This is a genomic window from Leyella stercorea (genome assembly GCF_019052365.1).
GTDB lineage: Bacteria > Bacteroidota > Bacteroidia > Bacteroidales > Bacteroidaceae > Prevotella.
The window spans coordinates 35,307-54,559 of the sequence record NZ_JAHQUY010000011.1 but is presented as its reverse complement, the minus strand read 5'-3'; the positions used below and the strand labels follow the sequence as shown (position 1 = coordinate 54,559).

General features: G+C 44.5%; 36 protein-coding genes and 1 pseudogene. 24 read left to right on the top strand and 13 right to left on the bottom strand.

Going from position 1 to position 19,253, the window contains the following annotated elements; translation table 11 throughout:
• From KTQ90_RS03695 to KTQ90_RS03585, 24 genes and pseudogenes are all read left to right on the top strand, one after another.
• Nucleotides 1-335, top strand: a pseudogene (locus KTQ90_RS03695) (A1S_2505 family phage non-structural protein); the annotation flags it as partial.
• Nucleotides 336-555: 220 nt separating this feature from the next.
• Complete coding sequence (locus tag KTQ90_RS03690; protein WP_217317258.1) at nt 556-882, top strand: hypothetical protein; 327 nt, start codon at nt 556-558, stop codon at nt 880-882.
• A gap of 1 nt (nt 883) precedes the next feature.
• Nucleotides 884-1,048, top strand: a complete 165-nt coding sequence (locus KTQ90_RS03685; RefSeq protein ID WP_217317257.1) for a hypothetical protein — start codon at nt 884-886, stop codon at nt 1,046-1,048.
• 273 nt (nt 1,049-1,321) lie between these two features.
• Nucleotides 1,322-1,582, top strand: a complete 261-nt coding sequence (locus KTQ90_RS03680) for a hypothetical protein (protein WP_217317256.1) — start codon at nt 1,322-1,324, stop codon at nt 1,580-1,582.
• A 1-nt stretch (nt 1,583) separates the two neighbouring features.
• Nucleotides 1,584-1,787, top strand: a complete 204-nt coding sequence (locus tag KTQ90_RS03675) for a hypothetical protein (protein ID WP_217317255.1) — start codon at nt 1,584-1,586, stop codon at nt 1,785-1,787.
• Nucleotides 1,771-2,487 (top strand): hypothetical protein, encoded by a 717-nt coding sequence (locus tag KTQ90_RS03670; RefSeq protein ID WP_217317254.1) that lies wholly within the window; start codon nt 1,771-1,773, stop codon nt 2,485-2,487. Before KTQ90_RS03675 ends, KTQ90_RS03670 begins: the two co-directional genes overlap by 17 nt.
• Nucleotides 2,488-2,494: 7 nt before the next feature.
• The gene (locus KTQ90_RS03665) at nt 2,495-2,746 is read left to right on the top strand and encodes a hypothetical protein (protein WP_217317253.1); all 252 of its coding nucleotides are present in this window, start codon (nt 2,495-2,497) and stop codon (nt 2,744-2,746) included.
• Between the two features lie 2 nt (nt 2,747-2,748).
• Complete coding sequence (locus KTQ90_RS03660) at nt 2,749-3,300, top strand: hypothetical protein (RefSeq protein ID WP_217317252.1); 552 nt, start codon at nt 2,749-2,751, stop codon at nt 3,298-3,300.
• Nucleotides 3,297-3,623 carry a hypothetical protein gene (locus tag KTQ90_RS03655; RefSeq protein WP_217317251.1) on the top strand — a complete coding sequence of 109 codons (327 nt, stop codon included), beginning with the start codon at nt 3,297-3,299 and terminating at the stop codon, nt 3,621-3,623. Before KTQ90_RS03660 ends, KTQ90_RS03655 begins: the two co-directional genes overlap by 4 nt.
• A 124-nt stretch (nt 3,624-3,747) precedes the next feature.
• A complete protein-coding gene (locus tag KTQ90_RS03650) occupies nt 3,748-4,155 on the top strand; it encodes a hypothetical protein (RefSeq protein ID WP_217317250.1) in 408 nt (135 codons plus the stop codon).
• 7 nt (nt 4,156-4,162) lie between these two features.
• Entirely contained in the window at nt 4,163-4,441 is a 279-nt protein-coding gene (locus KTQ90_RS03645; RefSeq protein WP_217317249.1) for a hypothetical protein, read from the top strand.
• Between the two features lie 25 nt (nt 4,442-4,466).
• Nucleotides 4,467-5,096 carry a hypothetical protein gene (locus tag KTQ90_RS03640; RefSeq protein ID WP_217317248.1) on the top strand — a complete coding sequence of 210 codons (630 nt, stop codon included), beginning with the start codon at nt 4,467-4,469 and terminating at the stop codon, nt 5,094-5,096.
• A gap of 5 nt (nt 5,097-5,101) precedes the next feature.
• Nucleotides 5,102-5,821, top strand: a complete 720-nt coding sequence (locus tag KTQ90_RS03635; protein ID WP_254359391.1) for a DUF2829 domain-containing protein — start codon at nt 5,102-5,104, stop codon at nt 5,819-5,821.
• A gap of 47 nt (nt 5,822-5,868) precedes the next feature.
• The gene (locus KTQ90_RS03630) at nt 5,869-6,018 is read left to right on the top strand and encodes a hypothetical protein (protein WP_217317247.1); all 150 of its coding nucleotides are present in this window, start codon (nt 5,869-5,871) and stop codon (nt 6,016-6,018) included.
• Nucleotides 6,019-6,315: 297 nt separating this feature from the next.
• On the top strand, nt 6,316-6,654 hold the full coding sequence (locus tag KTQ90_RS03625; protein WP_217317246.1) for a hypothetical protein: 339 nt from the start codon (nt 6,316-6,318) through the stop codon (nt 6,652-6,654).
• Nucleotide 6,655: 1 nt separating this feature from the next.
• Nucleotides 6,656-7,237 (top strand): NUMOD4 domain-containing protein, encoded by a 582-nt coding sequence (locus KTQ90_RS03620; RefSeq protein ID WP_217317245.1) that lies wholly within the window; start codon nt 6,656-6,658, stop codon nt 7,235-7,237.
• A gap of 3 nt (nt 7,238-7,240) precedes the next feature.
• Nucleotides 7,241-7,609 (top strand): YopX family protein, encoded by a 369-nt coding sequence (locus KTQ90_RS03615; protein WP_217317244.1) that lies wholly within the window; start codon nt 7,241-7,243, stop codon nt 7,607-7,609.
• A 26-nt stretch (nt 7,610-7,635) separates the two neighbouring features.
• The gene (locus KTQ90_RS03610) at nt 7,636-8,019 is read left to right on the top strand and encodes a YopX family protein (RefSeq protein ID WP_217317243.1); all 384 of its coding nucleotides are present in this window, start codon (nt 7,636-7,638) and stop codon (nt 8,017-8,019) included.
• A 180-nt stretch (nt 8,020-8,199) separates the two neighbouring features.
• The gene (locus KTQ90_RS13845; RefSeq protein WP_302180496.1) at nt 8,200-8,331 is read left to right on the top strand and encodes a hypothetical protein; all 132 of its coding nucleotides are present in this window, start codon (nt 8,200-8,202) and stop codon (nt 8,329-8,331) included.
• Between the two features lie 15 nt (nt 8,332-8,346).
• A complete protein-coding gene (locus tag KTQ90_RS03605) occupies nt 8,347-8,484 on the top strand; it encodes a hypothetical protein (protein WP_217317242.1) in 138 nt (45 codons plus the stop codon).
• Entirely contained in the window at nt 8,477-8,857 is a 381-nt protein-coding gene (locus tag KTQ90_RS03600; protein WP_217317241.1) for a hypothetical protein, read from the top strand. The genes KTQ90_RS03605 and KTQ90_RS03600 overlap by 8 nt, the downstream gene beginning before the upstream one ends.
• Nucleotides 8,858-9,095: 238 nt before the next feature.
• On the top strand, nt 9,096-10,106 hold the full coding sequence (locus KTQ90_RS03595; protein ID WP_217317240.1) for a radical SAM family protein: 1,011 nt from the start codon (nt 9,096-9,098) through the stop codon (nt 10,104-10,106).
• Between the two features lie 13 nt (nt 10,107-10,119).
• A complete protein-coding gene (locus tag KTQ90_RS03590; protein WP_217317239.1) occupies nt 10,120-10,455 on the top strand; it encodes a DUF4406 domain-containing protein in 336 nt (111 codons plus the stop codon).
• 2 nt (nt 10,456-10,457) lie between these two features.
• Complete coding sequence (locus KTQ90_RS03585) at nt 10,458-11,195, top strand: hypothetical protein (RefSeq protein WP_217317238.1); 738 nt, start codon at nt 10,458-10,460, stop codon at nt 11,193-11,195.
• A gap of 71 nt (nt 11,196-11,266) precedes the next feature.
• On the opposite strand, the gene KTQ90_RS03580 is transcribed toward KTQ90_RS03585, so the two are convergent.
• The 13 genes from KTQ90_RS03580 to KTQ90_RS03520 all read right to left on the bottom strand — a co-directional run bounded on the left by KTQ90_RS03580 (nt 11,267) and on the right by KTQ90_RS03520 (nt 19,242).
• Nucleotides 11,267-11,674 carry a hypothetical protein gene (locus tag KTQ90_RS03580; protein ID WP_217317237.1) on the bottom strand — a complete coding sequence of 136 codons (408 nt, stop codon included), beginning with the start codon at nt 11,672-11,674 and terminating at the stop codon, nt 11,267-11,269.
• A 15-nt stretch (nt 11,675-11,689) separates the two neighbouring features.
• A complete protein-coding gene (locus KTQ90_RS03575; protein WP_217317236.1) occupies nt 11,690-12,121 on the bottom strand; it encodes a hypothetical protein in 432 nt (143 codons plus the stop codon).
• Nucleotides 12,118-12,609, bottom strand: a complete 492-nt coding sequence (locus tag KTQ90_RS03570; RefSeq protein WP_217317235.1) for a hypothetical protein — start codon at nt 12,607-12,609, stop codon at nt 12,118-12,120. The genes KTQ90_RS03575 and KTQ90_RS03570 overlap by 4 nt, the downstream gene beginning before the upstream one ends.
• Nucleotides 12,610-12,732: 123 nt before the next feature.
• Nucleotides 12,733-13,449 carry a hypothetical protein gene (locus KTQ90_RS03565; RefSeq protein WP_217317234.1) on the bottom strand — a complete coding sequence of 239 codons (717 nt, stop codon included), beginning with the start codon at nt 13,447-13,449 and terminating at the stop codon, nt 12,733-12,735.
• A gap of 221 nt (nt 13,450-13,670) precedes the next feature.
• Nucleotides 13,671-14,015 carry a helix-turn-helix domain-containing protein gene (locus KTQ90_RS03560; RefSeq protein WP_217317233.1) on the bottom strand — a complete coding sequence of 115 codons (345 nt, stop codon included), beginning with the start codon at nt 14,013-14,015 and terminating at the stop codon, nt 13,671-13,673.
• Nucleotides 14,016-14,026: 11 nt separating this feature from the next.
• Nucleotides 14,027-14,533, bottom strand: coding sequence for a hypothetical protein (locus tag KTQ90_RS03555; RefSeq protein WP_217317232.1), 507 nt, complete (start codon nt 14,531-14,533; stop codon nt 14,027-14,029).
• A 191-nt stretch (nt 14,534-14,724) separates the two neighbouring features.
• A complete protein-coding gene (locus tag KTQ90_RS03550) occupies nt 14,725-15,408 on the bottom strand; it encodes a hypothetical protein (RefSeq protein ID WP_217317231.1) in 684 nt (227 codons plus the stop codon).
• Between the two features lie 5 nt (nt 15,409-15,413).
• Complete coding sequence (locus KTQ90_RS03545; RefSeq protein ID WP_217317230.1) at nt 15,414-15,896, bottom strand: hypothetical protein; 483 nt, start codon at nt 15,894-15,896, stop codon at nt 15,414-15,416.
• A 19-nt stretch (nt 15,897-15,915) separates the two neighbouring features.
• Nucleotides 15,916-16,377 (bottom strand): DUF5675 family protein, encoded by a 462-nt coding sequence (locus tag KTQ90_RS03540; RefSeq protein WP_217317229.1) that lies wholly within the window; start codon nt 16,375-16,377, stop codon nt 15,916-15,918.
• A 12-nt stretch (nt 16,378-16,389) separates the two neighbouring features.
• The gene (locus tag KTQ90_RS03535) at nt 16,390-16,842 is read right to left on the bottom strand and encodes a hypothetical protein (protein ID WP_217317228.1); all 453 of its coding nucleotides are present in this window, start codon (nt 16,840-16,842) and stop codon (nt 16,390-16,392) included.
• A gap of 1 nt (nt 16,843) precedes the next feature.
• On the bottom strand, nt 16,844-17,458 hold the full coding sequence (locus KTQ90_RS03530; protein ID WP_217317227.1) for a DUF4376 domain-containing protein: 615 nt from the start codon (nt 17,456-17,458) through the stop codon (nt 16,844-16,846).
• Between the two features lie 4 nt (nt 17,459-17,462).
• Entirely contained in the window at nt 17,463-18,638 is a 1,176-nt protein-coding gene (locus KTQ90_RS03525; protein ID WP_217317226.1) for an RNA-directed DNA polymerase, read from the bottom strand.
• Between the two features lie 232 nt (nt 18,639-18,870).
• Entirely contained in the window at nt 18,871-19,242 is a 372-nt protein-coding gene (locus KTQ90_RS03520; protein ID WP_217317225.1) for a four helix bundle protein, read from the bottom strand.
• Nucleotides 19,243-19,253 lie beyond the last annotated feature (11 nt).

Below are 19,253 nucleotides of genomic sequence, written 5' to 3'. Positions count from 1 at the left end.
ACTCCGCTCAGATTGGTTCATCGGGCGACTACGCTCAGATTGGTTCATCGGGCTACTACGCTAAGATTGGTTCATCGGGCAACTCCGCTCAGATTGGTTCATCGGGCGACTACGCTCAGATTGGCAGTAGTGGTAAAGATTCTGTCATAATGTGCGCAGGATACAACTCTAAAGCAAAGGCTGCTATTGGAAGTTGGATAACTCTTGCCGAATGGAAAAAGATAGAAGATGTATGGAAACCGATTTGCGTAAAAACAGAACAGGTAGATGGGAAGCGCATTAAGGCAGACACCTATTACAAATTGATAGACGGCAAATTTGAGGAGGTTGAATAAACATGGTAAACAAACAATACTTCCTTTTGGTTTTTGAGCACGGAGATAGTATGCCGACAATCATTTCGGCTGATACAATCTCCGCGATGTACCCAAACAAAAAGTATCAAAAACTGATTATAATCAGGAAGGACAGCGGCAGTATTTGTTTTAAAAACGTGGCAAACTTCAAAATAGTTTCTGCCGAGGAAATTAACTTTAACATGTAACAACAACAGATATGAAGAAAACAATCAAAGAATTTATTAACAGGCTGCGCGATGTGTGGGCTATCATACGAGGACGCAATTATGTTCTTATCCGCTACGACGAGAACACAAGCGAACAAGAGGGTTCCCGCACAACAAGTTTTATTCTTGGCGCACATTGGCTTAGAATCAACGACAACGTAAATTATTTCTCTCGAGCAGATATGCTGCTTGACTTGCTGAACGATACGAACAGCATTATGATGCTCACAAAGGATGCTGACGGCACGCTGACTTACTGCTACGACTGCAAGACGGAAGAAGATTTTGACGACTTAATCAATATGGAGGTGAAGTAATATGGAGAGTGAGATTTACTACATCAACATGGATGGCAATATCTACTTCAAGGTTGAAGATGGTGTTGTCTGTTCGCAAGGCAAGCAGACCAGCGTATCGCCCGACAAGCTCTCCGACTTCCTTGCAATAGCAAAGGAGTTAGGGTTTAGAACCGGGAAGCTATGAAAGCCGTACTGATATTAGACAATGGGAGAAAGATTGCCGTAGACATCTTGCCCCCCCAGATTGGAAAAATCCGCAGACCACGCTTTCAAGATGAATACGAACGTTGGTTTGTAGAGGAGTTTAACAAGGCGCAGCCACACCTGGTTCATAAGGTGGTGAAGGCGCACATATTAAGACACTAATAATACAACAAATATGACAGAAGAAAGATTTTACTGCGAATGCCCGAGATGTAGCGTTCACAACAAAAAGACACGGGATCTTGCATACAAGTTGAAAACTTTTAGAAATGCAGAGTTTGTGTTTAGCGAGAAGTTTACTCCTGAAATGCTTTTCGACCGTCTTAAAGACGGCGTTGCAAGACTCAACAACAACTACAAAGGCAGAGAGATTGAAGTCACGATGATGCGCTTCGGCGGTACAATCACATACAGCTTCAAGGACGACCCGAACAGCGACGCAAGCTTTGGTAGCATGAGCCTTCATCCGATAGTAACAACTATTTACAACATCAACAATTTTAAAACCGAATAACATGGGAATAGCATTATTTACCCTTTGTTTTGCCTGCGTTTGTGGTATGTGGTACTTCACTGGTAGAAATTCGATATACAACAAGTTGAAGGCGGACTACCGAGAGGCGCTGAAACTTATAGGCTTACAGCAGGCAATAATTGAAGCCTACATACGTAAATACGAATCAAAAGAAACGGAGCAAGAAAATGGAGAACAAGATTAACATTGCGGAAATACTCCGCGATATGCCAAAAGACACAAAGCTGTATTCGCCGCTGTTTGGCGAATGTAATCTCGATGAGGTTTGTACCTCTGACTGGAAAACATACCCGATTATTCTTTTAACCTCTGCGGATACTTTGGTAGGCTTTACAAAAAACGGACATTATGTCGATGGTTTTGAAGACGCGAAGTGTTTGCTCTTTCCTTCTGCCAAAATGCGTTGTTGGGACAAGTTCTTCAAGCGTGGTGATATTGTGTATAATCCGCCCAGCCAAATGTACGCTGTATTTGAGTGTTGGGCAAATGATGATTACACGGAGTTTAATACCACAATCAACTACTACAAAGACCACACCTTTGGCGAAGAGGAAGTTTGCGACACAGAATGTTTCGTAAAGGCAAATGATGAACAAAAAACATTGTTTATCGCAGCAGCAGAGAAGCATTACGGCGGCAAATACAACCCTGAAACGTTGCAAGTAGAGCCTGTTAAGGTTGTTGAACCTAAGTGTTCATTCAAGCCGTTCCAAGAGGTGTTAGTGAGATGCAACGAAGATAGCGTATGGCGTTGTGAACTCTTCTCTCACTACAACACATTCAATAAGCAATGCCCTTACGTCTGTTTATCAAGTGTCTACAAGTGCTGCATCCCTTATGAGGGCAATCAACATCTGTTAGGCACAACAAACAATTCCAAATAACGCTAATATGGCAAAAGACTTCTCACTTGCAAATGTTAAGTTCCGCGAGACAGGACATATCGCTTTTGCGGACGAGTATATCACATCGTATGTGTCAACGGACATCGTGCCAAAGATATATATGAGCGTGCACACTCCTCGTGACGCAACAGGGCTTGTTTCAGGCAAGCCCAAGCGTTACTTCCGCACACAATACAGCGCATGGGTAACGGAAAAGACATTTGTCAAGCAATATCAGAAAATAAGAGAAAAATTCTAAGTATGATAAATCTTTCTTTAGATAGACACGACTTCCTTTATGCAGTTGAGGGCTTCGCAAGTGGTTCTCACCTCCGACAGCACGTTTGGCAGGAGATTGTGTATAAGTCAATTCCGCAGATGTCAGACGACGATATGGACTACTTCTGGTTCTATATGCGACGCGACATCTTCGAGCGATACTTCTACGAGCTGAACGGCAAGAAGAACACGCATTTCGGCTACGAGGACTTTATGCACGCACTCGCTGCGCTACATCGAGGGAACCGCTACATGGTGACATTTTACAGCGAGATAGAGCACAAGCAGCTCCAAGCTCTCTGCTACCGCTTCGAAGGCGAATATCATCCGCTTTATCTCTACATCGGGGGCAAGGTAGTCGGCAAGACGAAGAAAAACAGCGGTTTGCAATCGTTCAACGCGTTTGTTCCAAACGAGTGGATAAAGGCAGTTGCAAAGCACAAGATGCCCGAAAACAGGTACGTTGAACTCGGCAGAGAAGAATGGTGGAACGACTTGAACATTTACGATAACTTTAAAACGAAACTATTATGATTGACGAAAAGAAAATACAAGAAGCAGCAATTATGAATGCTGATTATTTCAATCCGTGTCGTAGCACATTGGATAGAGAAGAAGCGTGTCGCGCCTCGTTTGAAGATGGCGTTGAATGGTTTAAGAAAGCTCTTTGGCACGACGCAAGCGAAATGCCCGAAAAGGGAAATGCTTTCATTTTCTTGGCAGAATCGAATAGTTCAAAGCATTATCATGTTGGCGTTGTGTACAACCCTATGGATTACGATAAAAACTGCAAATGGTGGGGCGTGATAGAATGGTGTTACATAGAGGACTTGCTGCCGAAAGGAGGTGAGAAATGAGATTTGTAAACCAGCTTTATTATTTGCCATCAGTATGTAATGTTATTCCAGACGCAGTAGCCTCCCCAAAGGATTACGGACAGGCGCTTCAAAACTCAAACAGAAGAAGAAAGGGTGCTAATAAATGATTAAACCAGAAGATTTGCGCATTGGCGATATTGTGAAGGTGAAGACGGTATCAGGCGCAGTTAAGTTGTGTATTGTTCAATCTTTAATGCAAGGAGCACGTGGTGCATCCGTTAAAGAGATAAACAACGACAATAATGGCTATACTATGGACATTAGCCCTATTCACCTTACTCTTGAACTCCTCGAAAAGAACGGCTTTAAGGAGGAGCAGCATCAAAAGGACGGCGCTTCTGAATGGTACGACTTCTATCATTACGACCTCGGCATCAATATCGTGTACGAGGTCGAAGAAAATAAGTTTGCCGCCTACCTCGACTGCAAAAAGTTAAGAGAAATACAATACGCTCACGAACTCCAACATATCCTTTGGGCGTTGGGCTTGAACGCAGAACTAAAAGTATAAACGAGATATGAAATTTGGTATTATTGATTTTATGATGGCATCGCTTCAGGTAGCCTTCATCGTAATGAAACTCTGCGGAGCAATCAGTTGGTCGTGGTGGTTGGTTATGCTGCCCATTCTCTTGGTTGTAGTGTTTAACGTCCTCTTACTCCTTCTTTTCGTTTGTGCAGAGAAGTATAAGTCGCATCTACTCTTCAAGCAGTATGGCACCGACAATAAGTTGGCTATTCGCTTGAAAAAGATGCAGCAGGAAAGGGAGAATCTTATGAAGCAGAAGAATAAGTAATAATGTCTTAACGAAAATATAGAGCATGAAGAAGATTATGTTCAACGACAAGTGCGGCTTAACACAAGCCGTACTTGAATGTCGAAAGACGCAGACCAGGAGAATGCTAAATCCCACAATGTTTTTTCAAAGATTGGTGACCTGCGAAGGGTGGTCAAATGAGGACGTTCGCGCTTGGGAAAGGGCATGTAATAGACAACTCTACGAAGCTCAAGGATATATGCTTGAGCAGATGCTTGATTACGCATTGTCGTCTTCACGTTACAAAGTCGGCGAGGTGGTAGCTATGGCGCAAAAATATAAGGATATTGCTTTAGATATGCCAGTAGAACTTGCTGCGGAGTTGATAAAACAACCAGGTTGGAAGAACAAGATGTTTGTTAAGGCAGACCTTATGCCCCATCATATTTGCATCACCAACATCCGCGTAGAACGTCTGCAAGACATCAGTGAAGAAGACTGTCTGAAAGAAGGCATTTGGCGTGACGACAACGTAGGGCTTGAAGGTACAACGTATTTGTATCACGGTCTTGCCAATTCCTCGTTCAGAACAGCGAAAGAAGCCTACGCTGCTTTGATAGACAAAATCAGCGGCAAGGACACATGGGAGAGCAATCCTTGGGTATTCGTTTACGATTTTGAACTTGTAAAATAAACATTATGAACGAACAAATGAAACTGTACACTGGAACTAAGACAGTGAAGGCTATGCCTATGACAATGGGTGAAGCCTACGAGCGCAAGCTCTTGAAAGAGGATGTAAGACCCTCTGAGTGTGAAACGGATAAGGCTGGCTATCTCGTTGAGTACGAGGGTGGCTATCAGTCGTGGTCGCCAGCAGATGTATTCGAGAAGGCTTACAAGCCGTCAGAAACGTTTGTCAACAGAATGCTTCTTGAACTCGAAGACCTTGAAAAACGCATGAAAAAATGCGATAACTTTTTTTCTTCGGATGAGTTCAGTGCTTTAGACGCACTTTCTCGTGCTTTGTTGACTGTGCAAAGAGGGGTGATGGGGCAATATTACCTTGTCTTGGCAGACAGATTTATAAAGGCAAATAAGATGAATTTTAAGCAATCTAATTTTACATTCGGCACGGCAGTACTTTACCTTAAAGCAGGTATGGCTGTCCGCAGGGCTGGTTGGAATGGCAAAGGTTTATTTGTTGTCAAGCAAGTACCTGCTCGTATTTCAGCCGACATTATCCCTAACATGCAGTCACTTCCTCAGTCTGTCAAAGACATCATTATGGCACGTGCTGAACCACACATCGCTTACACTAATCAGATGCTCATAATTCACCCAGACGGACGTGCCGACTCTTGGGTTCCGTCTTCGAGTGATGTATTTGCAGAGGACTGGGAGTTGGTAACTGAATAATAACTCTCTCCCCAGTGACAGTGGGGAGAGTAAAAAAGAAGAGAAATATGTTAAAAAGGAGCGAATTTAAAAGAGGAGAATTTCTTGTAACAAGTGATGGAAGTATATTTATCCATGATGGCTATAAAAATGGTGACGGATATGGGTGTTTGATTGGTATGGGTTCCAATGGTGATATTCAAAAGCAAAGTGATTAGGGAAACTTTATGCGCTACCCAATAGACCATGTAGCATCAGATAAAGAAATAGACCGCCTTATGCGAAAAATAATGTACGCAGAGCATATTACAAATTACTAATTATCATCACACAGGTATTAAATTTAACTATAGTTAGTATGGGAATGACGAAAAAGCAAAGAGATAAGATTTGGGGTAACATTCCTTGTTCTTTTACCAAAGAAGTACTTCTAAAGTTACCTTGGACAAAAGATGAGAGTTGTAATAGGGATTACAAAACAGAAATAGATACCTATAAATATGTAAGCAGATAATATGGACGAACAAATTCCATCGCATCTTATTCCTGTCCTCGAAGAATATGAGCGTCAAAACTTCTCTAAAACAGAGGAAGCATTCTCCATCAATAAAGATGGCATGTCCCGTGCTGAACGCCGGGCATGGAAGAGGAAACTAAGTAAGTCAAATTTAAAGTCTTCAGTCAGTAAGTTCAACCAAATGAATAAAGAAAAAGCTATTGAGTTGATAAAAGAGGTTAAGGATAGCCTCTTTCTTACAAAGGGTTTATACATGGGCAAAGACGAACATCTTATAACATACATAGACTTGAATATGCAAAGATGTGAGCAAGCTATAAAAGAAATGGAGGGTTAATATGACAGAAGAAGAAAATTGGAAAGATATTGTTGGTTACGAAGGTTTATATCAGATTAGTTCTATTGGTCGGATAAAATCACTAAAAAGATACAAGGTAGGTAAAGAACGTTTAAAGAAACCATCTATTGGAAGAGACGGATATGAGTATATTATGTTATGGAAGGAGAATAAAGTTAAAAGATTTTCCGTACATAGACTCGTTGCGTCTGCTTTTATAGAGAATGCTGAGCATAAGCCAGAGGTTGACCATATTGACACAGATAAAACAAATAATAACGTAGATAATTTAAAATGGGTTACAAGAATAGAAAATCAGCACAACCCATTGACAGCAGTTCGCGTAAAGAATCAAATAAGACATCCGAGAAGCGAGGAAACAAAACGGAAAATTGGGAAAAGATGTTCTGTGCCAGTTTTTCAATACACTTTAAATATGAGATTCGTAAAAGCATACCCTTCTGCTGCGAGTGCAGCCAGAGATACAGGAATATGTTCCGAGTTAATCAGAAAGTGTAGAAGAGGTTTTTATAAACATGCAGGAGGTTATATATGGACATTTAATAAATTGAAGGAGGAATAAGTTATGAGAACAATCAAATTCAGAGGCAAGCGTCTCGATAACGGCGAATGGGTGTATGGTGACTTACTCCACTTCGTAGACGGAGTATACATAAGCAACGACAACGGAAATAACATGGCGCAGGTATACCCCGATACGGTCGGGCAATACACAGGACTGAAAGATAAGAACGGCAAGGAAATTTATGAGGACGATATTCTTGCGCATAACGGCAAGAATATAGGTTTCGTAGCGCATGATATGCGCTGTTATTGTTTTGATTTAGTGTGCACCAAAACAGCAAACACAAGTACATTTTCGTTGCACGATACTGTTGTCAACGATCACGAAGGCGATGTAGAAATTATCGGCAATATTAACGACCCAGTATAGTTTTGAACCTAAAAATAAATAAAACAATGAGAAAAATTAAGTTTAAGGCTAAGCGGCTTAACGATCAAGAATGGGTTTATGGATATTTCTATAAGGAAAATTATAATACATACATTATTGAGGACTGCCAACAGGAAAGCATGTTGAATAGAAATATTCCCTATAAGGTAAACCCCGATACCGTATGTCAGTTCACTGGCTGTGTAGACAAAAACGGCAAGGAGATATACGAGGGTGATGTCGTAGAAGTTGCTTTATCTTTATATATTATAGCGTGGTCCGAAATGTTTGGTGCTTTTCGATTGAGAGAAGATGCGACAAAGGACAGTATAGCTTCTTCTTTAGGGGCAGATTTATGCTGTTATGCTGTTGTCAAGGGCAATATTCACGACGACCAGAAAGGAGGCTAATATGCAGGAAACAACGATAACATTTAGGGTTCGGGTGTCTGACGATGAAAGACACGTCGTAATTACAACCCCGACAAGAATAGGGCCTATAAGTTTTAATGTCTTCATAGGTATCGTCAGAAGCCTTGCAGATTTCGTGAGCGAATGGAACGAGGAACACAAACCCGAAAACAGAGAACAATGACACAAGAAGAGGAGAATCGGCACATAAAGAAGCTGGAAGACGCAGGGTTTGACTGCGGCAGCAGCAGGTCAATGCTCGAAACTATACAGCTCTTGAAACTCTCAAAAGGAGAAACACGAAAAATTTAATAAAAACAAGCAATAATGAAACAGGCAGATTATATCAGACTGACGGCGCAGATTGCCGTGCTGAAAGAAATTGCCGTTGATTACAGCGGCAAGACGATAGACAACATCATACAACAGCTTGAAGCAATTAAAAAGGAGGTAGAGAATGATTAGAGTAAACGCATACCGCTGTTCGCACTGCGGAAAGCTGTTTCTTACGGAAATACGTTGCATAAAACATGAGGAAAAGTATTGCAACAAATCTCCTTGCAATATCGCAGCTTGCTATTCGTGCAAGTGGTACAAAGAAACGGAGCAAACTACGACTATTACAAGGACAGGGGTCAATCCGCTAACAGGGTACGAATACGAAAAAGAGGTTCGCATAAATCTATGCTTGAAGCATCACAACGCCAAAATGTTCAACTCGTTTCATGCGTCAGAAGAACTTGTTGAGGATGCTGAGAATGGCGGTCTCTGTATCATGCCGACGATGGAAGAAGGCTGTTTGGACTATAAAAAGAAAAAGAAAGAATATGAAGATTAGAAAAACAAAGAAGCGTTACAAAACCATGTTTCTGACGCATCCTTTCTGCACTAAAGTAAAGTTTAAAAAGATAAGTACATCAATCGAAACAGAACCGCGTCAATACCCCAAAATGTGTGGCGTGTTTGTTGCATACGAGGTGCGCAGGTGGTATCGTAAAAAGGAATTGAAAACTTGATACGTGCACATAAGAATTGGCGCAGCAAAAAAGTAAAACATCACATAAAATCAAATAACAATGAAAATACTCAAAGAAATCAAAGTTCCTACAGGTGAAATCTACACCGCAAAAGGAGACAAAGGCGTGTTGGAGTTTCTGACAGTAGCCGACTACGGAAAAGATGCAAACATCAAAGCCGACTTTCTCGGCATAACAAGAGAGCTGAATGGTGTGCCGAACGGAACGCCGATGCCCCTAACCGAAAAATGGGTGATAACAATTTCTACACAGTACGGCTGCTCAATGAACTGCAAGTTCTGCGACGTGCCGAAAGTCGGGCCTGGGCGCAACGTAACTCTGAACGACCTGCGTAACGAGATAACAACGGCGTTAAGTATGCACCCAGAGGTTAACCATACCAAGCGTCTTAACGTACACTATGCGCGCATGGGCGAGCCGACATGGAACGAGGCTGTAATCGAACACGCACGTTTCTTCTTGCGTGATGATATTATTCCCTACATCGGAAATTCACTTGTACATCCTGTAGTAAGCACAATGCTCCCGAAGCATAATTGTAACTTGTATGATTTTATCCACAAATGGGTTAGAGTTAAGAATACCGACTACAACGGAAACGCAGGCTTGCAGTTCTCTATAAACTCTACCGACGACGCGCAGCGAGAATACCTGTTCTCGGGAAACGCCTTGCCATTGAGAGATATTGCAGAACTTGCCGACACACTTGAAACTCCGCGCGGTCGCAAGTACACTCTTAACTTCGCACTTGCCGACGACTCTATCATTGACGGCAAGGTACTTGCTTCGATGTTTGACCCACGCAAGTTCATGTGTAAGATTACACCGCTTCACAGAACAAACAGCTGCGAAGCCAACCATATTCAGACAAGCGGAGGTTACGACTCGTTTGTGCCGTACAAGAAAGTGGAAGAGGATTTGAAGGCAAACGGATTCGATGTAATCGTGTTCGTTCCGTCGTATGACGAGGACAACGGACTGATTACTTGTGGCAATGCAATCCTGTCCGGCAAGAAGCCGACATCAAGCTACAAAGAAGTGGTATTTTAATCTGATAAACAAAATGAGCAAAAAGAAAATATACATATCATCACCGATTACCGGCTATAACCTCAACGAGCGACACAAGTTCTTCGCTCAGATTGAGAAAGAACTGACAATTCTCGGCTACAAGGCAGTCAATCCCATGGGCAAACCTTTGTCCGACTCTGCGCCGTACACGGAACACATGAAAGAGGACTTACGCCTGCTCCTCGGCTGCGACGGCATCGTTGTTCCGAGCCGATGGCGATGCTCGAAAGGCTGTGAAACGGAACGCCGTGTAGCGGACGCTTGCGGAATACCCGTTGTCGGCGTGATAGGCGAAGCGCACGATTTGCAAATCTTAAACGCAATATAAGTATGAGTGCAAGTCAGTTAATAAGCCACACTCCGAGAAGGGCGTATATTATCGCGCCAAGCGTAAAGCAGAAAGAGGAATTGCTAAGGAGCATTGACCGCTATTGTTCGCTGTATTACATCACAATGGGTTCTGCATACAACATCGCCCAAACAGCGATGATAGACGCTTACAATGCGATTAAAGAGGACAAAAAGCTATACCGTCAGCAGACAAAGCAAAGCATCAACAAGACTCTTGCCGCATACAACACATGGGATGCAAAGATGCGCTTTGTCCTCGCCGACCGCTATCAGCTTTGGCTTGACCTCTCCGATGCGTCGGAAGCTGAACTGAAACCGCTCGTTACAACGCTCTATTACTGCATCGACAACTACTTCTTGAAGAATAAGGTGCCGAAAAGCAAGATAATCGCCCGTATGGAGACGGCAATGGTGCTGATAGATATTGCTGTAAACCTGTTCAGAAACCTGTTTGACAATATTCAGAAGAAGATAGGAATGGACTTGCGCCAGGCGTTCAACGAAGGTAACGCACTGGAGCTGCAACGTAACTGGAACAACGCCATGCAGTCAGTCATAAACTCGATACATGGAATGCCCGACATTGACATCAACGACGATGCGGACAGCGTTCAGGCGGCGAAGAATATCGTAACGAAGATCTCGAACGAGAATATCTATGACCGCGCAGGAGAGTATGCGTTGCAGATGAACCCAGAATATAAACCAGAGGATTAGTGGGAATAGGTTAATATAAACCGCGCACGAACAGCAGGAGTAAAATCTTGCTGTCCGTGCGCGGTTTTTTGTCATTTGTCTTGCAACGTAAATGCCCGACCATACAGCAGCATCGTAAGAATAATCAGCGTGTAGTCCGCAATCTTTGTTGCTTCGGAAATACACAGCGTGCCGTGCCCAAGCCTTATCAGAATAACTCCTGCAAGATATAGGAACGGTATTCGCCACACCCAGCCGAATTTGAAAAGAAAGCTTGCTGGCAGTAAAACGGCAGGCAGCACGATATACGCAAGCGCATAAACTGACACAACCAAAACGGCGTTCTCGTTCAGATCCAAACCCATTGACGCAGTGTTATGGTGAAACCAATACACGCCGAACCAGTGTAAAACCATAAGGAGTATAGGTATCGCTCTTATGCCGATTCTGTAAAACCAGAACAGCTTTTCGGCAAGCGTATTTGTCTGTATTGTTTTCATACCGCTAAATTTATCTTACGTGATTAATATATTCTTTAATTCGGCAATATCATCTGTGGTAATGGCTATACTCTTGTTGCTGCCAAACAACAAGGCAGAGATAATGCCATCAGGCATATCAATAGAGATACATCCATCGCCTATTGTGCCATGAAGAACCCCAATATCAAAAGGCTTTTTCTCCATCGCTTTCAGTATTTGCATCGCGTCATCGAAAACAGATTCCGCATCAACAACTCCATTTTCATCAGCGACAAACAGGGATAGATTGTCAATTTTATCTTCCCATTTTTCCTTGTTACGACAAACGATATTGTGCGCTGCTCGTTTCATATACACAGAAGGTATGGCAAGCGACGGATTGCCTTTTATCATGTCGTCAATTCTTGCGTCTATCCAGGTTTCTATTGACGGCGCAAGACGTTCTTTCAGTTTTTGTAAGTTCATTTCTTGTTCCCTCCCTTCTTCGCTCCTTGAACCATAGCGAGATATTCCTGCCAAGTCTTATCACTATGGCTTGTCATATAATCGTTAAGCATAGCTGATTTTTGTTCCTCTGCTTGCGCTACTTCTTTTCTCAGTCGTTGCATCAAAGATAGATGTTTCTTCAATGCGTCTTGTCCTTGCTGAGTGCTTTCAATACGAGGACGTATGATCCGCAATTCCTCGTCTTGCACTAACTTAGACACATATTGCAAGCTGTCTACGTACTCCTGATTCTGCATCAAGTACTGACGTTGTGCGCCTGTAAGATTGTCTTCAATCTTGTCAATCTCATCCCATAAAGGGGTGGGAGACTGCTGTGCTTGCATATTGATAGATGCTCGTTTCTGCTGTATTGCCTCATACATCTTCTGTAGCTCGGCATCCATCATCTGCGGCTGCTGCTGACCTGTACCCATATCCAATAATGGGCTGTTTCCAAAATTCATCATAATCAATATCTTTAAGTTGGTGATATGCTATAGAGAGGTGAGAGGGCATCCGCCAACGAGGACAAACGCCCCTCACCAACTCATTTTTTCTTAGTCCGTCTAACCGACTTCCTTACAGCTCTGTTACGCTCCTGTAGTGGGAGTGGATGTAGCAGCACATCCGCAAAAGTTTGCGGATGGAAGAACTGTAACAGTAGGAGTGCTCTGGAGTCCGAGGACACCATCAATCTTGCGGCAGCACTTCTCGTTCACGTAAGCCATCATCAGCTTCTCCTTGTAAGGAGTAAGAGCCTCCATCACGGCCACCTTCTTGTCGAGGTCGCAATACTTAGCTTGCAACGCATCGTACTGATCTCTCTGATTCTTGTACAGACCGAAGTCCGCATCAATCTGAGACTTGTAAAGACCGAACTCAGCCTGCATAGCGCGGCGGTTCTCAGCGTTGATAGCATCGTTAGCGCCCTTGTACATAGAGAACTTCTCTGCGATGTCAGTCTCACGCATAGCATAGAACTTGTTAGCTGTGTCGAGCTTCAAACCGAACATGTCGGTAAGCAGCTTCACCTCATCAGCGCATTCCTTCTCCATTACCTGCAAGGCGGTTGGCTGATTAGAACTTGCGCCAGCCCCATAAGCGTTGATGTTTACATTCTCTGGCATATTGTTACCACCGAGAGAACCGAAGACACCACGACCATTGCCATTGAGCAAAGCTAAAGCCAAGCCGCCGATACCAATACCAAGGGCTGTTCCTGCCAAGCCCTTGCTGGCATACTCATCGTGCTTCTTCCCCTCTTCGTAGATTTTCTTCTCTACTACTTTTGCATCTGTCATTTCCATAATACAATCTTTTGAAATCCTCAATATTAACTAACACTATTGTAACGTTACACCGCAAAGTTAGCGAGTTACGGCGGATAATGCCGTAACACGCTCAAAGATTTTATATTACGCTGATAATCAGATATATAAGGTGATAGTCGGTACTATCACGTTGTAAAACATTCTTTCCAGTGTTTAAAGAATTGGAAAGAATAGGAAACAAAAAAAGAGAAGCCTCTTTACTTGCCTCTCTTGTGTTTTATGAAGTGAAGAATGTCCCACTTCTTCCAGTATCGTGTGTGTCCGCGCTTCTTGCACTCACCGTTCGGTATCTCGCCTCGCTTTACCATTCTGTTGAGCGTTGCATCGCTAACGCAAAGTTTGTCCTTTACTTCCTCTGCGCTCATCATCGGGTTGAGCATATTTGGAAGTATGTCCTGGCAGAGTGTTTCTATATCATCGTCGCTCATACCGCAAGCCGTCACTTTCTCGCCGTTGCGCTGCTGCTCGTCTGCCTTAAAGCACGAATTGGCAAGCGATTGCAACAACGTGCCGAGCATTTTGTAGCCGAAAATCTTTCTCATAGCATTTCTGTTTAACTGAACATCTTTCTGCCGAGGCGCGACTTACTACAGAACCAGTCAACAGCTCCGTAGATATACAACAACAATGTGAACGCCATGATTGCAAAGTGCGCCATCACCATCTCGTTAGTCGTGTACCAACTCCAGTAGACAAGGTGTATGGAGTTGACACCGAAGAAGTAGAAGAACGGTATGCGATACTTCCAGCACAGCCAGAAGAAGCGTGACGCAAGAATAATAACCATCGGCAGTACATAGACCATGATGTATATAAATGTGTAGCACGCCCAATTTGCTCTGTGCACGGCAAACATCTCCTTTGGATTGCGGCTAAAGTCAAACACTCCGTACATGTGCGCCGTCATTATGAGTATTGGAACCCACTTGCAGAACCAACGGAAGAACCGCAGTATTCTGCGTGAATACTGATTGCCGGACTCTGCCAGCAAAGACATAATCTCCGATATGTCCTTACCCTTCACAAGAGCAAGAAACATCCTTTTATCATCCTCGTTCATAGTGATTTTTTTGGTTTAACGTAACGCTGATTAGTTTTTGCGTTGCAAGTTAGTTATTTATTTTCAAAGTTGTATGCGCCGTCACTTATATTTATATTTATTTAAACTCCTTGCCTATCTTCACAGACGGGCAAGGCTCCTGAAAACAAATCACCTTAAACTAAAAAACTAATAACTAACCAATCTACATATTATCTCTTTCTGTGTATCAGCCAAAGCAGCAGTGAGATTAAACATAGTACCACTGCTCCGACCGCTATCTTGCCTACGAACATCTGCGTCCGCTCCCACCATGTCGCCTTACGCTCAACTGGCACCGGCACTGGAATTGAGTCCGCTCGCAGGATAGACTTGTATATTGTGTCCGTCTTAACGCTCACCCTGTCACGCCATTTGTACACATTCTTTGTCTTATATATCGTATCTCCTATCATGTAGCTCTCGACATAGATAGAATCATGTACGCGGAACGTATCTGCTTTGTAGTTGGTCTTATACAGCGTGTCCGTCTTGTTGATTACTCGCTCCAACACAACAGGTTTTGGAGTTGTGCAGCTCGTCACCACAAGCAGGAGCAGATGCAGCATAGAGCCGACGATGATAGTGAAGCCGTAGCGACAAATATCATCCCACTCAATACCCGGTAGCTTATAACGCTTCCATTGATAAATCTCACGCAGCACCATTACTGGCAGCGCAAGAACGCCTACGAACACCGAAGCCACAAACCAACCGATTGCGCCTTGTCGGTTTCGCTTATCCTCGTCGTAGCCTTCATCGACTACACCGAGCTTGTCTGCCTTGTAGAAAATAAAGAGCGTTGTCGCTCCCAAGATGATGCAGTTCAGTAGCATCAGAATTTCTCTTATATCCATATTCGTTAATTTTTATTGTTATCCACTGCATCCTCCACCGCTTCGCCGATGTCTTTATTCTTGCTCTTAATAAGCGAAATAATAAACCGCTTGATAGAGAACGTGTTTTTGATGCCGTGCAATGCGCATACGTGTCCTACGATGCTGTCAATCTCCCAGATGCACCCGAAGCCCAAACCGATAGCCGCTGTTGTTACGTGGTTCGCCCAACCGAGCGGTTCGAAGATAGCCAAGCCGAGCACCGAGCCGAGTATGAGATATGTAACGTAGTCCACCGCCTTGTTGCACGTTCTTCTGCCTGCTCTCGAAAAACGGAAGTGCTCATGCTTTTTTAGGCTCTCCGACACACCAAACCAAAAGTCGGCGACGATGAGAACGACAATAAGAACGAGCATCCAGCGTAAATCAAACAGAGCGGTAAGCGCTTCCGTGCTCATCGTACCGACCACGAAAGCCTTACCTGTACTTGTAGTGATATTTCCTGCCATTTTATATTGTGTTTTCGTGTTATTCTATTGTTATCCAAATCTGTTCTCCTCTCTCGTCAGCCGCCTTTAGGATAGGGTAGAGCTTGCGGAACGTTGCCGTTGAGTTCAGCACCTTGCCTTTCTCCTTGTTCTCGCCTACGAGGATGCAGCCCTCCGTGTCCTTCGCTGTGTTGCCGCAGTGTATCAGTACGCCTTGGTAGCCAGGTGTATTGCACAGTCGCGGCAGTCTACCCTTGCAGAACTGGTACTGTGCCCGACCTCCGAAGCGCGGCGATACCGTCTTCATATCGACGAGGTATCTGCCCGTAGGAATGGCGGTTTCGCCCTTGATTTTAACTCCGCATATCTGCGCAACCGACATATTAGATGTCAGTCCTCTGTCCTTGTCTTCAAGAGTGTCGCAGACATACTCGCCGTTGACGTACATCTTACCTATTGTGTACGCATCCTTTCTTGCTATTCGTTTTACCTTGATTTCCATGTTATTTTAGATTTAAATGAATAATGTTGTTACGATGTTGAGTATTGCGCAGCACTCGGCTATGAACAGCCAGTAGCGGCGCTTCCAGATGCAGAGTACGCCTGCAAGTATGGCGAATAAAATGGTAGGCAGGGCGTCGATGCTGCACGCCCACGCCACGCTTGCTATTGCCGACGTGATAGCTCCGCACTTGTGTATTGTGCGCTGACTCTCGTCGAGGTACGCAGGAGCTGCGCCTACAAAGATGATGCCCACACAGGTAAGGAATGCCATGCACTCCAATCCACCGGCTTCGAGCATGAGCGGCAAGAACGACGCTCCGAGTGCCGCCATGAGCGCAGGAAAGAGCCAGTCCTTATCTGCGAGGTAATATACCTCCGAGAGCATCGTAGGCACTCGTTTTGCCACGCAGCAGCTAAAAACGTACAGCGCAAGAGCGATGAGTATAATGATAGCTAATGTCATACTACACCTCCATCTTTAACTGCGCAGGATAACCTGCCGTGATGTCATACTTCTCCACCTCCTCGATGGTCGTCAGCTCGCTCACAGCTTTCTTGTGTGCTGCTGTCACGTTGAAGCACTCGTACGCGTAGTTCTCAATGCTACGCATGAGCATTTCAGCTTGTGCGCACGGCATCGTGAAAGACATGCCTTTCATCCATATTGAGATATTTTCCTCGCCCAACGCTACCTTGTCGGCGATATTCTGTCGCAAGCCCATGCGCTTATCGACATTCGGAGATGATGGGTCGTCTTTGCTCCACGGAATGAGCATACCGTTCAGATAAAAGCCGTTGACAGCAGAGGATTTGTCGTAAGCGTCTATCTCTGCTATCTTCAACTGCTTGGCTATCTGGAGTGCAAACGCTTGCATCTCCTTGCCGAACGCCTCGAACTCGGTCTTTACCAAATCTTCGCTAAACGTAGTCGTCGGTACGGTACACTCCCAGCATTTGTAGGCGTCTGATTTCTCGTCAAGCGTCTCACCGATATGGTATATCGTAATGCCACCAAGCTCGTACTTTTTCTTAAACTTGTCAGCAGGTATCAGTGTGCTGACGAAATAGATTTTTGCCATGTCTTTACTTTTTAAGTTTGTATTTATTTTTGATTTTAATCTTCTTCATATTCACACAGTACACCATCTCCTTGTGCGGCATCATGTACCATGTCCTACGCCTTATGTTGTACGACGTGCGGTGCGCTATCAGCCCCAGCAGGCTGTTTATGCGATTGGCATATCTTGCCAAATCTTCGGCGGACGGCTTCGCACATTCTCCGAACTCGTCTATCACGCTAAACAGATGCTCCGTCGTTCTGCTACTTGGCAGCGTGCGATATGGTCGTATCATTACGCCCGTAAACCTGACTCCGCTGCTTGCGCGTTGTAGGCTTACCTTTCGCGGGTGCAGCGTCAACCCGAGCCGTGTGCGCAGATATTCTCTCGCCCATTGGAGCGTAACGTGCAGCGCCTTCCTGTCTGTATGTATCGCTACAAAATCATCAACGTAGCGCCCGTAGCCTCCATTATCGTCTAACCTCTCTATCATCATTTTGTCGAAGTCGGCAAGAAGGAGATTTGCGAGCAACTGACTCGGAAGATTGCCGATAGGTAGTCCTCTGCCTTCTCCGCAGGTAAATAGCGACTTGTTCGCAGACAGCTTATCCCATAAGGTGAGGTCGCCCACTTTTATGCAGCTCTCTGCCGGATCATGCAGCACCACCATTCTCCACAAGTTCAGCCACCACTCAATATCTCCACCTTTGTATTTCTCTCTTATCGTTCGCTCGAGGAGACCGAACAGCAATCTGCGGTCTATGCTCATAAAGAAGCCTTGCAGGTCGCACTTCAATATCCACGCCTCCTGCGTGTAGTCTTCTGTTACCCGTTCTATTTGTGTTCTCACGTCACTAATGCCGTAGTCCGTGCCCTTACCCTTGCGACAGGCGTAGGCTCTATCCGTGAGTTCGCCATCGAGGAGTTCTCCGAACTTCAGCGCAAGCAGGTGATGTACGATGCGGTCGCGAAACTGAGCGCAGAATACCTCCCGTAGCTGTGGGTGCGTCACGCAGAACGCCTTGCTTTTGCCTATTCGGTACGTGCCGCTATTTAGCTCGGCGTAAAGCCGGTAGTTGTTCTCTATGTAGTTCAGCGAGTATTCGAGATACCCATACGTCGAGCCTTTGTGTTTTCGGCAGTCGTAGTATGCAGCATACACATCTTCCAGTGAGACATACTCTTTTGTGTTCTTATTCATGGTATTAAAAAGGCATACACGGAGCTTTCGTCACGTAGTAATATGCGAATACTGGCAGAACGTAGTACGAGTTCGACTTGTTGTTGTTGTTCGCACTACTACTGTAGTTCCACGCGTTCGTAGCATTGTTCTGCGTTCTCGGCGCTGTCTCCTTGCGGTCCGAACACTTCTCCTTTCGGAGTTGCGTGTCAGCGCCCCTTGTCACATGTGTGACGGCTCTCCCGTGTTGCTTTTACGCTCCACGGCTCTCGCCTCTGCGATTCCGCTCTGCCTTCTGCCAGCCGTACGCCTCTTTCAGTACCTTGTCGACTTGATGGTTAAGGTTCGTCGCAGTCTTGACAGGCAAGAAATCCGCATCGGTGAAGAGGTTGATTCTCGACTTGACTTCCGACATAAGCAGGATGAATTCATGCAGGTTCTCCTCTCTGCCTTCAAAACTCTCGTTGATTCTGCGAACCAGGTCGAGCGCCGTGCAAGCCTTGCTTGTCATCGTCTCGTACGCTCCGTATCTGATGATACGGCTTACGTTCTTGCTGTATTGAAGCAGCAGCTTGCAGAGCAGATAAGTGTCCTTATATATGAACAGAGCCTCCGTGTATGCCATTTTGTTTTAAA